The following is a 14180-nucleotide window of genomic DNA, read 5'->3' as shown; positions in this document are numbered from 1 at the left end:
GGTGCAGACCTTAACATGAGGAAGGGGTGCTGTGCTTCAAGCGGCCAGAAAGTAAGAAGCCTCCCAGCTGTCAGACTGGAAGGCTTCGCGGCGGTAGCTGCCTTTACCCTTGGTGGGGCGTTCCTGGCGGCTGCGGAACAGGGGTTGGGCGACGATGGATTTGGCCTTGTTGTGGCCATGTTTCGATGGCTTTTTGCTCATGAGGGTTCTCTCGATTGAGTGAGGTCTTGCGCGGCAGATAATCTGCCGATCTCGGGCGTCTGTCTATAGGACCGAGGGCGGGATGTTCTGTAGGAAATGGACTCGGTAAACAACGGGACCGCCGCGCGCGATCCCGGATTTCATTCGGCAGGTAATGTCAGACGCTGACCGGCCATCAGCAGCGCCAACCGGCTGAGGCTCATCCACGGCGAACCGGCTGCCTGGCCCTTGATCTGCGCATCGATACGCTGGGCTTCGAGCAGCAACTGCGCCCAGCGTTGCGCCGAGTAACGTTGCAGGGCCTTGCTCATCAGCGGTTTGCGCTTGTCCCAGACCGGCGGCTTGGCCTGACTGAAGCACTTGTCCAGCGGTGTGCCCTGGCTGTACTGCAACGAGATGTTGGCCAGCAAGCGCAACTCCCGGGCCAGAGCCCAGAGGATCACCGGTGGTTCGACCCCTTCACCGCGCAGCCCTTCGAGCATGCGCAGGGCGTGAGCCGGTTCGCCGTTGAGCACTGCGTCGGTCAGGCCGAATACGTCGAAGCGCGCACTGTCGGCCACGGCTGCCTGCACGGTTTCGACGGTGATCTGCCCGCCCTCGGCCATCAGCTTGAGTTTTTCGATCTCTTGCGCGGCAGCCAGCAGATTGCCTTCGACCCGCGCGGCGATCAATTCGACCGCGTCCTGGCTGGCCGACAAGCCGGCCTGGGACAGTCGCTGACGAATCCAGCTCGGCAGCTGGTTGGCATCTACCGGCCAGATCTGCACGAACTGGGTCTGCTGACCCTCGACCAGCGCCTTGCCCCACTTGGTCTTCTGCGCGCTACCGTCCAGCTTCGGCAGGCTGATCAACAGTACCGTGTCTTCAGCCGGGCGCGAGCAGTACTCGATCAGCGCGGCGGCGCCCTTGTCACCGGGCTTGCCCGAAGGCAGGCGCAGTTCCAGCAAGCGCTTTTCGGCGAACAGCGACATGCTGGCGCCGGCCTGCAGCAGCGTACCCCAATCGAAATTGGCGTCGGCGGCAAAGACCTGGCGTTCGTCGAACCCTTGCTGACGGGCAGCGGAGCGAATGGCGTCGGCAGCTTCCTGACACAGCAGCGGGTCATCGCCGCTGATGATGTAGACCGGCGCGAGGGCGCCTTGCAGGTGTTTGCCGAGTTGGGCGGGAGCGAGCTTCATAAGAGAGGGCGAACGGGGCGCCTGAGCGCCCCGTACGTCTTACTGCTGCGGCAGTTCGAGCGGCGACTGACGCGGGGTTTCCGCTTCAGCCTTCTGCGCCGCTTCGAGTGCATCGGCTTCAGCCTTGGCCCGGGCATTGGCTGTCTGCTGCAGGGCATCCAGTTGAGCCGGCGTCAGTTGCTGCAGGCGCAGCATCATGCGTTGTACCAGTTCGCGCTGGGTTTCACGGCGGGCATCGTTGGCTTCCTGGTCGGAACCCACCAGGTTGTTGCCGTCGTGAATGAACACTTTCTGCACTTCAAGCTTGTCGCTTTTCAGCAGCAGACCTTTCTCGCCACGGATGTCATAGCTGAGCACGGTGCTCACCTGGTACTCGCCAGTGCGACCCGCACCGGCGTAGCTGAGGATGCGCTGGGATTCCTGTTCATCGGAAAGGTAAAGCTTGTATGGCGCGCCGGAGACAACCTTGACGCCACTGGATTCAAGCACCTGACGCAGTTGCGTCACGATTTCGCCATAGGCGTTGCGGGCGCTCAGATCAAGTTCCTTGATCGTAAGTTCGGTGGTGCCGGTGCCGCGCAGCTGGAAACCGCAGGCGCTCAACAGGACGGCGAGGCCCATCACCAGCAGATTGCGTTTGATCATTGTGTTGCTCCCCTTGAAACCATGTGGGCCGACTCTGTGGCCCGAAAGGTTTTACTGGGCGTCAGGCTCACCTGACGCCCGATCCAATTAGCTGGCGACGATATTGACCAGTTTCCCGGGCACTACGATCACTTTGCGAATCGTCAGACCGTCAACAAAACGCAGCACGTTTTCGTTGGCACGGGCTGCCGCTTCGACTTCTTCACGGGTGGCGGCGGCCGGCATTTCGATCTGGCCACGCAGCTTGCCGTTGACCTGGATCACCAGGGTCAGGCTGTCCTGCACCAGCGCACTTTCGTCCAGCACCGGCCAGCTGGCGTCGATCACCGGATCGGCGTGGCCCAGGCGGTTCCACAGCTCGTGGCTGATGTGCGGTGTGATCGGAGCCAGCAGCAGCGTCACGGTTTCCAGACCTTCCTGAACCAGTGCGCGATCCTGTTCGGTCGCTTGCGCGGCTTTTTCCAGCACGTTCATCAACGTCATCACCTGGGCGATGGCGGTGTTGAATTTGTGGTTCTGGCCGACGTCATGGCTGGCCTGCTTGATCGCCTGGTGAATCGCGCGACGAATGACTTTCTGCTCGTCATTCAGACTGGCGATGTCCAGTTTGCCTGGCAGGCCCTGAGTGATGTGGGCCTGAGCCAGACGCCAGACGCGCTTGAGGAAGCGGTGCGAGCCTTCCACGCCGGAGTCGGACCATTCCGCGCTCATGTCAGGTGGCGAGGCGAACATCATGAACAGACGGCAGGTGTCGGCGCCGAACTGGTCAATCATCGACTGAGGGTCGACGCCGTTGTTCTTCGACTTGGCCATCTTCTCGGTGCCGCCGATTTCCACCGGCAGGCCATCGGCGATCAGCTTGGCGCTGATGACCTTGGCCTTGCTGTCGCGCTCAAGTTCCACGTCCGCCGGGTTGAACCAGGTGTAGGCACCATTGGCTTCGCGACGATAGTAAGTCTCGGCGACCACCATGCCCTGGGTCAGCAGGTTCTTGAACGGCTCGTTGGAGCTCACCAGGCCTTCGTCGCGCATCAGCTTGTGGAAGAAACGCGCGTACAGCAGGTGAAGAATGGCGTGTTCGATACCGCCGATGTACTGATCCACCGGCAACCAGTGGTCGGCCGCGGATTTTTCCACCAGACCGCCTTCGAAGTGCGGCGAGGCGTAACGGGCGTAGTACCAGGACGACTCGACGAAGGTGTCCATGGTGTCGGTTTCACGCTTGGCAGGCTGACCGCATTTCGGGCAGGTGCACTCGTAGAACTCAGGCATGCGCGCCAGCGGCGAACCGGCGCCGTCCGGCACTACGTCTTCCGGCAGGACGACCGGCAGTTGGTCTTCCGGCACCGGCACGTCACCGCAGGCGTCGCAGTGAATGATCGGGATCGGGCAGCCCCAGTAGCGCTGACGGCTGATGCCCCAGTCGCGCAGGCGGAACTGGGTGCGCGAGGCACCGAGGTTTTTCTTGATCAGGGCGACTTCCATGGCGTCGAACGCGCCGGCGAAGTCCAGGCCGTCGAACTCGCCGGAGTTGATCAGCGTGCCGTGCTCGCCGTAGGCGTCTTGCCATGGCGCCGGGTTGGTGTCACCGGAGCTGGTGCGCACCACGGATTTGACCGGCAGGTTGTACTTGTGGGCGAATTCGAAATCGCGCTCGTCGTGCGCCGGCACAGCCATGACTGCGCCGTCGCCGTAGTGCATCAGCACGTAGTTGGCGACCCACACCGGCAGTTTTTCGCCGGTCAGCGGGTGCTCGACGAACAGGCCGGTCGGCAGGCCTTTCTTCTCTTGAGTGGCGACGTCGGCTTCGGCGACGCTGCCGCCCTTGCATTCGGCGATGAACGCTTGCAGCTCAGGGTTGTTCTTCGCGGCGAGAGCGGCCAGGTGGTGCTCGGCAGCCACAGCAACGTAAGTTGCGCCCATCAGGGTGTCCGGACGGGTGGTGAAGACTTTCAGGGTGCCGCTTTCGCCGATCGAGTCGACGTTGTACGGGAACTGCACTTCCATCCCGCGCGACTTGCCGATCCAGTTGCGCTGCATGGTCTTGACCTGTTCAGGCCAGCCAGTCAGTTCGTCGAGGCTCTCCAGCAGCTCATCCGCGTACGCGGTGATCTTGAAGTAGTACATCGGGATTTCGCGCTTTTCGATCAGCGCGCCGGAACGCCAGCCGCGACCGTCGATCACCTGTTCGTTGGCCAGGACGGTCTGGTCGATCGGGTCCCAGTTCACGGTGCCGTTCTTGCGGTAGATCACGCCTTTTTCGAACAGGCGAGTGAACAGCCATTGTTCCCAGCGGTAGTAATCCGGTTTGCAGGTGGTGACTTCGCGCGACCAGTCGACCGCCAGGCCCAGGCTGCGCAGCTGGGATTTCATGTAGGCGATGTTTTCGTAGGTCCACTTGGCCGGGGCCACGTTGTTCTTCATCGCGGCGTTTTCCGCCGGCATGCCGAAGGCATCCCAACCCATCGGTTGCAGAACGTTCTTGCCGAGCATGCGCTGGTAGCGGGAGATCACGTCGCCGATGGTGTAGTTGCGCACGTGCCCCATGTGTAGCTTGCCGCTGGGGTAAGGGAACATCGACAGGCAGTAGTAAGTCTCCTTGCCTGGCTGTTCACTGACTTCAAAGGACTTTTGCTCGTCCCAGAACGACTGGGCGGCGGCTTCGATTTCACGGGGCTGATATTGTTCGTGCATGGCTACTTTTGTACTGGATAGGGGTGGCCTAATCCTCTTCAATGCGACGTTCGGGGCGTGCCGGACGAGCTGGAAGTGGAGTTACAGGAAGCGCCGTAGCATACATGACCGCGCTCGGCCTAGGGAAACCCTGATTGCAGCCGTTTGACCGGTCAAAATTGCGGCGAGGGCCGTTGGTCGCGGCGTGCAGCCGGTTTGTGCAGCGAAGCTAAGCTCTAACTGGGGAGTGAGTCTTATCTTCAATGAGGTGAGGGATGGTGGAGTCACAGCAAAAAAACGTTACCAAACCCGAGTTGTACGAGCGGTTGATCGATCGTCTGGGGATGGCCCTGGACGCGGCAAAAACCGCTGGCCGGCTGCGCGACGAGCGCCCCCTGGAGCTGGAATTGCGTGGCTTGAGTCCCGCCGAGTTCAAACTGGTCAAGGCCTATCTGGATCGCAGTGAGCGTGAAACCCACGGATACCTGTCACAAGCAGTGAAACAACTCGATGCAGCCCATACGGCCAAAGTCATCTGGCTCAAGGACAAGGCACCCGGCAGAGATGCCGTCAAAGTGCGGACTCTGCAGGCCAAGTAAACGCATGGCAGGTCAAAAAGCGGATCTTTTTCAACGGGATCCGACCCTACTGGTTGTCGCGCTGTATCAACCCACTTAGGCTTCGGGCATCTCTGGAGATGCTCGATGCCTTTTCGTTATTTCATTAAACAACTTCTATTGCCGCCAGGCGTTCTCTTGTTGCTGCTGCTCGTTGCCTGGTGGCTGCGACGTTCGCGGCCGCGACTGGCCGGGCTGTGCTTTGCCCTGGGTTTTGGCGGCTTCTGGCTGATGAGTCTGCCGGTGGTCGTGCAATGGGGTGCCAAGGCCCTGGAGCGCGAGCCGCCGCTGGCGCGGGATTCATGGGCAAGTCTGGCGCAGCGCGCCGATGCGATTGTGGTGCTGGGCTCCGGTCGCGAGCGCGGCGATCTGGCCTGGGGCGAGGATCAACCGACCGGTGTCGGGCTGGAGCGCCAGCGTTATGCGGCGCGACTGGCCAAGGCATCGGGGTTGCCGATTCTGACCAGTGGTGGCCTGCATTACGGTACGCCGCCGACCGAAGCCAAACTGATGGCCGATTCGTTGCGCGATGACTTCGGTGTGACGGTGCGCTGGCAGGAAGGGGAGAGCCGCACCACGTGGGAGAACGCCGAATTCAGCGCCAAAGTGCTATTGCCGGAAGGTGTGAAGCGGATCGTGCTGGTGACCCAGGCCTGGCACATGCCGCGAGCGGTGTGGAGCTATCAACAGGCCGGATTCGAAGTGGTGCCGGCACCGGTCGGGTTCCTCGGCACGGACAATGCGCGACCGTTTGGCGGCTGGCTGCCGGAGTTCAAGTCGATCTGGCAAAGCGGGCAGTTGATGAACGAGGCGGTGGGGCAGATCGGCTATTCACTGTTCTACCGAGGGGGTGACAGCGCCGATTGATCACTCCCGCGCAGAACGCGGGAGTGAGCGGGTTTTCAGAGCGTCTTGGACATCCGGTTGGTCATCAGCGCCCAGCCGAACAGCACCACACACAGGATGATCAGCGGCCACGAGCGCCATTGCAGATACGGCGTCAGGTTGTGCATCGGCACCACTTCGCCGTAGAGCACGCCCTGCTCGAACTGCGGAATTCGCTCGGTGATCTGGCCAAACGGGTTGATCAGCCCGGTCACGCCGTTGTTGGTCGCGCGAATCATCCAGCGTCCGGCTTCAAGCGCGCGCATCTGCGCCATTTGCAGGTGTTGCAGCGGGCCGATCGACGTACCGAACCAGGTGTCGTTGCTGATCGTCAGCAGCAGATCGCTGCGTGCCGCCAGGCCTGCGGCGAATTCCGGATACACCACTTCGTAGCAGATGAACGGCGCGATCTGATATCCCTTGGCCTGCAACAGGGCCTGATCGGCAGGGCCGCGGGCGAAGTCGGACATTGGCAGGTCGAAGAACGCGATCAGCCCGCGCAGGATGTCCTGCAAGGGTACGTACTCGCCGAATGGCACCAGCTTCTGTTTCAGATAAGTGCCATCGCCTTCGCCGACCACGGTGATGCCGTTGAAGAAGCGTTTTTCGTGACGGACCATTTCGCGGATCGGCACGCCGGTAATCAGCGCCGATTTACGCTCGGCGGCGAAGTTGCCCATCATGGTCAGGTAGCCCTCGGCGGACTCCTTGAGCACCGGGACTGCGGTTTCCGGCCAGATCAGCAGGTCCACCGGTTTGGAGCGGAAACTCAGGTCGCGGTACAGCGCCAGTTGCGCGTTGAGCTCGGCCGGGTCCCATTTCATGCTTTGCGCGACGTTGCCCTGGATGGCGGCAACGGTGAGAGGCGCGCCGGCCGGGCTGGTCCAGGCATGGCCCTTGAGCGCAATGCCTGCCGCCCATGGACCGATCAGCAATACCAGGCCGGCAGCGATGAAGGCTTTGCGGCGGGTTTGCAGCAGGCGCGGTGCGTTGTAGATCAGTGCAGCGGTCAGCGCGAGAACGAACGACACCAGCCACATCCCGCCCACTGGCGCGAGTCCGGCCAGTGGGCCGTCAAGCTGGCTGTACCCGGAATACAGCCACGGGAAACCGGTGAGGAACCAGCCACGGAAAGCTTCCTGGCCGACCCACAGCGCCGCAAACGCCAGTGCGTCAGCCACCGGCGCGTCGTTACGCCGCAACCAGCGTGCCCACAGCCAGGCGGGCAGGGCGAAGAACCAGGCAATCGCCGCCGTGAAGATCAGCATCAGGAAACCGGCCAGCAGCACCGAAGCGCCGCCGAAATGGTGGATGCTGTAATAGATCCAGCTGGTGCCGGCGCCGAACAGGCCGAAGCCGAAGCACCAGCCACGACCCAAGGCCTGACGCGGGCTCAGCTCGCGCAGGCCTGCATAGAACAGGCCGACTGCCAGCAAGGCCAGCGGCCAGAGATCGAACGGTGCCAGCGCGAAGGTGGTGATTGCACCGGCCGCCACGGCCAGCAGGTTACCGGGCCAGCCGGGACGGGTTGTCCAGCGCATTTCAATCCTTAGATTTTTTACCGGGCGATTGGGGTCAGTCGCAGCAAATGAATCCGACGGCTGTCGGCGTTCAGGATGCGGAAACGATAGGCGCCGATTTCAGTGATTTCGTTGCGTTTTGGCAAGTGCCCGAACGCGCTCATCACCAGCCCGCCGACGGTGTCGAACTCGTCGTCGGAGAATTCGCTGTCGAAGAACTCGTTGAAGTTCTCGATCGGCGTCAGGGCCTTGATCAGGAAATCACCGCTGGGCAGCGGCTTGATGTAGCTGTCTTCTTCGACGTCGTGCTCGTCTTCGATGTCGCCGACGATCTGCTCGAGCACGTCTTCGATGGTCACCAGACCGGCCACACCACCGTATTCGTCGATCACGATGGCCATGTGGTTGTGGTTGGCGCGGAATTCACGCAGCAACACGTTCAGACGCTTGGACTCCGGCACGAACGTGGCCGGGCGCAGCAGGTCCTTGATGTTGAAGCTGTCGCCGTTCTCCTTGAGGATCAGCGGCAGCAGATCCTTGGCCAGCAGCACGCCCATCACGTCGTCATGGCTTTCGCCGATGACCGGGTAGCGCGAGTGGGCCGAGTCGACCACGGCGGGGAGGAATTCGCGGGGTGTCTGGGTCGCCTTGATGCTGATCATCTGCGAGCGCGGCACCATGATGTCGCGAACCTGCAGGTCAGCCACCTGGATGGCGCCTTCGACGATGGCCAGCGCTTCGCTGTCCAGCAGTTTGTTCTGATGTGCATCGCGCAGCAGCTCAAGCAGCTCCTGGCGGTTCTTCGGCTCGTGGGCAAAAGCCTGGGTCAGTTTACCCAGCCATGACTTTTGCCCGTTGCTCGATCGATCTTCGCTCATAGCGATTACTCTGAATCCTTTGTTGTAACAGTAGGGGATGTTTCGGTTTCGTCGTCCGCGTACGGATCGGGATAACCCAATTCGGCAAGCAACTCGCGTTCCAGTGCTTCCATTTCCTCGGCTTCCTCGTCATCTATATGGTCGTAACCAAGCAGATGCAAGCAGCCGTGAATGACCAGATGTGCCCAGTGGGCCTTTAGTTCCTTGCCCTGTTCGGTGGCCTCACGCTCAACCACGGCCACGCAGATCACCAGATCTCCCAGCAGCGGGATGTCTAGGAACTCGTCGGGCACTTCGGCGGGAAAGGACAGGACGTTGGTCGCGTAATCCTTGTGCCGCCAGGTGTGATTCAGCTCGCGGCCTTCGTCCTCATCGACCAGACGAATGGTCATTTCCGAGTCGGCTGTGCGCTGGCGCAGGGCCAGTTCGCACCATTGGCGGAACTCGGCTTCGGTCGGCGCAGGCGCTTCGGTCGCGATTTGCAGGTCAAGCTCAAGCATCGTGGCGGGTGTCCTTTGGCGCTTCATCGGCCAAACGCGTCTCGAAGCGCTCGTAGGCTTCGACGATGCGTTGCACCAACGGATGGCGCACCACGTCTTTGGGCTGGAAGTGGGTGAAGCTGATGCCCGGCACATCTTTCAGGACTTCGATGACGTGATGAAGTCCGGATTTGGTGCCGCGCGGCAGGTCGACCTGGGTGATGTCGCCGGTGATCACGGCCGTGGAGCCGAAACCGATCCGGGTCAGGAACATCTTCATCTGTTCGACGGTGGTGTTCTGGCTCTCATCGAGAATGATGAAGCTGTTGTTCAGCGTGCGACCGCGCATGTAGGCCAGCGGCGCGACTTCGATCACCTGACGCTCGATCAGCTTGGCCACGTATTCGAAGCCGAGCATTTCATAGAGCGCGTCGTAGAGCGGGCGCAGGTAAGGGTCGATCTTCTGCGACAGGTCGCCGGGCAGGAAGCCGAGTTTTTCACCCGCTTCGACCGCCGGACGCACCAGCAGGATGCGGCGGATCTGCTCGCGCTCCAGGGCATCGACGGCGCAGGCCACGGCCAGATAGGTCTTGCCGGTACCGGCCGGGCCGATGCCGAAGTTGATGTCGTTGCCAAGGATTTCTTTCACATAGCGCAGCTGATTCAGGCCGCGTGGGCGAATCATGCCTTTCTTGGTGCGCAGGGCGACGGAGGCTTCGGCGGGGGCGTGGTTGTCCAGTTGCTCGACAGCCGATTCCTGGAGGAACAGGTGAACCGTATCCGGCGACAGCTCTGAACCCTTGGTTTCCCGGTACAGGCGGCGAATCAGGTTTTCCGCGGAAGTGGTGTGCTTGGGTTCGCCGATCAGCTCGAACTGATTGCCGCGGTTGCGGATCTCGATGGCCAGGCGCTGTTCGATCAGCCGCAAGTGCTCGTCGAACTGCCCGCACAGATTGGCGAAGCGGCGAGCCTCAAAGGGCTCGAGGATGAAACGATGTGGTTCGATGGGTGCGTTCAAGGTCGTATTTAGCCGCCCTGGGGCAATTAGGATGAAATCAAGGATAACGCCAGCGGCGTGGGTGCGAAAGCTCTTAAAAAGCCTTGCATCGATTCAGCCGTCTGGCGCGGTCTCCTTGCGGTGTTACTGGATCAGCGAGCCGCGCAGCGAGTGCGGTTGCGCCGCGTCGATGTGGACGTCGGCGAACTGGCCGATCAGGGTCGGATTATCGCAGCGGAAGTTGACGATACGGTTATTCTCGGTCCGCCCTTGCAGCTCGCCGGGGTCTTTCTTCGAATAATCGGTCACCAGAATCCGCTGGACCGAACCGACCATTTGTCGGCTGATCTCGAACCCTTGCTGGTTCAAACGGTGCTGCAAGGCGTTCAGGCGCTCTTTCTTCAGCTCTTCCGGGGTGTCGTCGGCCAGGTCGGCAGCCGGGGTGCCCGGGCGTTGGCTGTAAACGAACGAGTAGGAAAAGTCGAAACCGACGTCGGCAATCAGCTTCATGGTCTGTTCGAAATCTTTCTCGGTTTCCCCCGGGAAGCCGACGATGAAGTCCGAACTGATGCAGATGCCCGGTACGGCGGCACGCAGTTTGCGCAGCTTGGATTTGTATTCCAGCGCCGTGTGGTTGCGCTTCATCGCGGCCAGGATCCGGTCCGAACCCGACTGCACCGGCAAGTGCAGATGCTTGACCAGTTCCGGCACTTCGGCGTGGGCCTGGATCAGGCTGTCGGAGAACTCCAGCGGGTGCGAAGTGGTGTAGCGGATGCGGTCGATGCCGTCGACCGCCGCGACCACGCGGATCAGTTCGGCCAGGTCCGCCAGGCGACCGTCGTGGGTCAGCCCGCGATAGCCGTTGACGTTCTGCCCCAGCAGGGTCACTTCACGCACACCGTTTTCGGCCAGGTGGATGATCTCGGCGATCACGTCGTCGAACGGTCGGCTGACTTCTTCGCCGCGGGTGTAAGGCACCACGCAGAACGTGCAGTACTTGCTGCAGCCCTCCATCACCGACACATAGGCGCTCGGGCCGTCGATACGCGGCTCGGGCAGGTGGTCGAATTTTTCGATTTCCGGGAACGACACGTCGACTTGCGGCAGCTTGCTGATGCGCGCGGCGTCGATCATTTCCGGCAGACGGTGCAGGGTCTGCGGGCCGAACACCACGTCGACGTACGGCGCGCGATCGCGGATCGCCGCGCCTTCCTGGCTGGCCACGCAACCGCCGACGGCGATCACCATGTCCGGGTTGGCCAGTTTCAGTTCGCGCCAGCGGCCGAGCTGGGAATACACCCGGTCCTGGGCGCGTTCGCGGATCGAGCAGGTGTTGAGCAGGATCACGTCGGCATCTTCGGCGCGCGCCGTGACTTCCAGGGCCTGGTGTTCGCCCAGCAGATCGACCATGCGCGAGCTGTCGTACTCGTTCATCTGGCAACCGTGGGTTTCGATGTAAAGCTTCTTGGCCATGGAATAGGGTCGTCACGTGGTTCAAAGAACCGCGCATTATAGGGAACATGTCCCCAGGTTCCTACCGCTGCGCGTCCGGTGGCTATGCTATAGTTCGCGCCCTCATTTTTACCCCGATGTCGTCCGCCCGCCATGACCAAACGCGAAGCTCCAATCTACAAGGTGATTTTCCTCAACCAGGGCCAGGTGTTCGAAATGTACGCCAAGCAGATCTATCAAAGTGATCTTTGGGGCTTTCTGGAAGTGGAAGAGTTCGTCTTTGGCGAGCGCACGCAAGTGGTCGTCGACCCGAGCGAAGAAAAGCTCAAGGCGCAGTTCGAAGGCGTGGTGCGCAGCTTTGTGCCGATGCACTCGATCGTGCGCATCGATGAAGTGGAGCGACTGGGGACACCGAAGATCAGCGAAGCCCGTGGCGGCGTTGGCAACGTGATGCCGTTTCCGGTGCCGATGCCCGAGAAGTAAAACCGGGTTTTATGGAAGTGATCGTTCCCATGCTCTGCGTGGGAATGCCGCCTTCGACGCTCCGAGTCGGTGACGAAAAGCGCGGGAACTATCGTTAGTCAGGGCAGGGGCGAGAACGGCGTACGCCCGTCGGCGCTCTGCAGTTCCATCAGGTATTTACGGAAAATTTGCCCGAGCACCTGGGTCGCGGTTTCCAGGTCTTCGCGGGACATCTTTTCGGACACTTCGTCGGCGGTGTCGAGCGCGTCTTCGGCGCCGTTGACCGCCGCCATCTTCAGCACGATGTACGCCTGAATGTTGTTGGCTTGCACGCCTTCGCCGTGGAAGAACATGGTGCCGAGCTTGAATTGCGCCTGGGCATGGCCTTGCAGCGAGGCCTTTTCGAAATAGCTCAGGGCTTGATTGAGGTCGCGCGGCGCGTTCTTGCCGTCGTAGTAGAACTCACCCAACTCGTATTGCGCTTGCGCATCCCCTTCATCCGCTGCCTTTTGGCAGGCGGCGAGGGCCTGCGTGACATCTTGCGGCTGAGTATTGAGGGTGCAGCGACCCATCGCCGGGATCAACAACGAGTTGCCGCCTGCTTGTGCATTCGCGAGCAGCGGCTGAAGGAGCAACAGGCAGCCCAAGGCAAGGGTGCGGCCGGTGCGGTTCATGGGAATCGACTTACCTCTGAAGGGCGCGCGGACCCGTCGAGGGATCCAATAAGCGCGCATTATGAAATAAGCAGGGCCATCCTTACAAAGTCTTTACTCGATTTTCTGCTGCGCGGGAAATATATCGCCCACTTTATGGGAGATTTTTGGCAGGCGTGTCGGAAAAGGCGCGCGAATGTAGGAGAACGCTGACGCTGGCAATGGCCAACGTCAGCGGCGGGGCGTTTTACTTCAACTTGGCGAAGGCGCGTTCGGCGGCGTCGAGGGTCAGTTTCAGCTCGGCTTCGCCATGGGCGATCGAGGTGAAACCGGCTTCGAAAGCGCTCGGTGCGAGATATACGCCACCTTCCAGCATCAGGTGGAAGAAGCGACCGAACAGCGCCGCATCGCTGGCCATCACGTCTTCAAAAGTAACAATGTCGTCGGCACCACTGAAGTACAGACCGAACATGCCGCCCGCCTGGGTGGTCACGAACGGAATGCCGGCCGCATCGGCGCGCTGTTGCAGGCCGTCGAGCAGGCGCGTGGTGTAGTCGGTCAGCTCGGCGTGGAAGCCCGGACGGCTGATCAGACGCAGGGTGGTCAGGCCGGCAGCCATCGCCAGCGGGTTACCCGACAAGGTGCCCGCCTGATAGACCGGGCCCAACGGCGCGATGCGCTCCATGATCAAGCGCTTGCCGCCGAAGCAACCGACCGGCATGCCGCCGCCGATGATCTTGCCGAAGGTGGTCAGGTCCGGGGTTACGCCGTAGTAAGCCTGGGCGCCGCCGAGGGCGACGCGGAAACCAGTCATCACTTCGTCGAAAATCAGCACCACGCCGTGCTTGTCGCACAGGCTGCGCAGGCCTTCGAGGAAACCCGGTGCCGGCGGTACGCAGTTCATGTTGCCGGCCACGGGCTCGACGATGATGCACGCCACGTCCTGGCCGACTTCGGCGAGCATTTTTTCAACGGCGTCGATGTCGTTGAACGGCAGGGTCAGGGTGTGTTTGGCGAACGCTGCGGGTACGCCGGCAGAGCTTGGTACGCCTTGGGTCAGTGCACCGGAACCGGCCTTGACCAGCAGGCTGTCGGAGTGACCGTGGTAGCAGCCTTCGAACTTGATGATGCTGTCGCGGCCGGTGAAGCCACGGGCCAGACGGATTGCACTCATGGTCGCTTCGGTGCCGGAGCTGACCATGCGCACCATCTCCATCGACGGCACCAGCGAGCAGACCAGGTCGGCCATCTCGGTTTCCATCGCGGTCGGCGCGCCGTAGGACAGGCCGTGCTGCAACTGGTTGCGCACCGCGTCCAGCACGTCCGGGTGGCTGTGGCCGAGGATCATCGGGCCCCACGAGCCGACGTAATCCACATAACGCTTGTCGTCTTCGTCAGTGACGTAGGCGCCTTCGGCGTGCTTGAAGAACAGCGGCGTGCCGCCAACGCTCTTGAACGCGCGTACCGGCGAGTTCACGCCACCGGGAATGTGTTTCTGGGCGTTGGCAAACAGGGTTTCGGAACGAGACATGATCGGGCT

14 protein-coding genes are annotated in these 14180 nt (G+C 61.6%); 3 read left to right on the top strand and 11 right to left on the bottom strand.

What is annotated here, in order from left to right; all coding sequences use genetic code 11:
- Positions 1–36 precede the first annotated feature (36 nt).
- The 4 genes from arfA to leuS form a co-directional block, all read right to left on the bottom strand.
- Positions 37–201, bottom strand: a complete 165-nt coding sequence (arfA, locus tag ACODTD_RS15950; protein WP_007958672.1) for an alternative ribosome rescue factor ArfA — start codon at positions 199–201, stop codon at positions 37–39.
- A gap of 140 nt (positions 202–341) precedes the next feature.
- On the bottom strand, positions 342–1379 hold the full coding sequence (holA, locus tag ACODTD_RS15945) for a DNA polymerase III subunit delta (RefSeq protein ID WP_007958673.1): 1038 nt from the start codon (positions 1377–1379) through the stop codon (positions 342–344).
- A 39-nt stretch (positions 1380–1418) separates the two neighbouring features.
- Positions 1419–2024: an LPS-assembly lipoprotein LptE gene (locus ACODTD_RS15940; RefSeq protein WP_011336090.1), complete on the bottom strand. Its 606-nt coding sequence runs from the start codon at positions 2022–2024 to the stop codon at positions 1419–1421.
- An 87-nt stretch (positions 2025–2111) separates the two neighbouring features.
- The gene (gene leuS / locus ACODTD_RS15935; RefSeq protein WP_011336089.1) at positions 2112–4718 is read right to left on the bottom strand and encodes a leucine--tRNA ligase; all 2607 of its coding nucleotides are present in this window, start codon (positions 4716–4718) and stop codon (positions 2112–2114) included.
- Between the two features lie 254 nt (positions 4719–4972).
- Here leuS and ACODTD_RS15930 point away from each other — a divergent pair, with 254 nt between their 5' ends.
- Complete coding sequence (locus ACODTD_RS15930) at positions 4973–5296, top strand: hypothetical protein (protein ID WP_011336088.1); 324 nt, start codon at positions 4973–4975, stop codon at positions 5294–5296.
- Positions 5297–5401: 105 nt separating this feature from the next.
- Positions 5402–6181: a YdcF family protein gene (locus ACODTD_RS15925; protein ID WP_011336087.1), complete on the top strand. Its 780-nt coding sequence runs from the start codon at positions 5402–5404 to the stop codon at positions 6179–6181.
- A 35-nt stretch (positions 6182–6216) separates the two neighbouring features.
- Here the strand turns inward: ACODTD_RS15925 and lnt are convergent, their stop codons facing one another.
- From lnt to miaB, 5 genes are all read right to left on the bottom strand, one after another.
- A complete protein-coding gene (lnt, locus tag ACODTD_RS15920) occupies positions 6217–7740 on the bottom strand; it encodes an apolipoprotein N-acyltransferase (protein WP_011336086.1) in 1524 nt (507 codons plus the stop codon).
- Between the two features lie 17 nt (positions 7741–7757).
- Positions 7758–8597, bottom strand: a complete 840-nt coding sequence (locus ACODTD_RS15915; protein WP_007909641.1) for a CorC family transporter — start codon at positions 8595–8597, stop codon at positions 7758–7760.
- A gap of 5 nt (positions 8598–8602) precedes the next feature.
- Positions 8603–9097, bottom strand: a complete 495-nt coding sequence (gene ybeY, locus ACODTD_RS15910) for an rRNA maturation RNase YbeY (protein WP_011336085.1) — start codon at positions 9095–9097, stop codon at positions 8603–8605.
- Entirely contained in the window at positions 9090–10094 is a 1005-nt protein-coding gene (locus ACODTD_RS15905; protein ID WP_011336084.1) for a PhoH family protein, read from the bottom strand. Before ACODTD_RS15905 ends, ybeY begins: the two co-directional genes overlap by 8 nt.
- Positions 10095–10217: 123 nt before the next feature.
- Entirely contained in the window at positions 10218–11546 is a 1329-nt protein-coding gene (gene miaB / locus ACODTD_RS15900; RefSeq protein WP_011336083.1) for a tRNA (N6-isopentenyl adenosine(37)-C2)-methylthiotransferase MiaB, read from the bottom strand.
- Positions 11547–11678: 132 nt separating this feature from the next.
- Between miaB and ACODTD_RS15895 the strand changes: the two genes are divergently transcribed.
- A complete protein-coding gene (locus ACODTD_RS15895) occupies positions 11679–12008 on the top strand; it encodes a DUF1820 family protein (protein ID WP_007958692.1) in 330 nt (109 codons plus the stop codon).
- A gap of 98 nt (positions 12009–12106) precedes the next feature.
- Here the strand turns inward: ACODTD_RS15895 and ACODTD_RS15890 are convergent, their stop codons facing one another.
- On the bottom strand, positions 12107–12661 hold the full coding sequence (locus ACODTD_RS15890) for a tetratricopeptide repeat protein (RefSeq protein WP_011336082.1): 555 nt from the start codon (positions 12659–12661) through the stop codon (positions 12107–12109).
- Positions 12662–12887: 226 nt separating this feature from the next.
- Positions 12888–14171: a glutamate-1-semialdehyde 2,1-aminomutase gene (gene hemL / locus ACODTD_RS15885; RefSeq protein ID WP_201818739.1), complete on the bottom strand. Its 1284-nt coding sequence runs from the start codon at positions 14169–14171 to the stop codon at positions 12888–12890.
- Between the last annotated feature and the right edge of the window lie 9 nt (positions 14172–14180).

It is taken from the genome of Pseudomonas sp. FG35, assembly GCF_057809295.1.
Note: the sequence above shows the minus strand (reverse complement) of the source record. Positions and strands in the feature narration are given on the sequence as shown.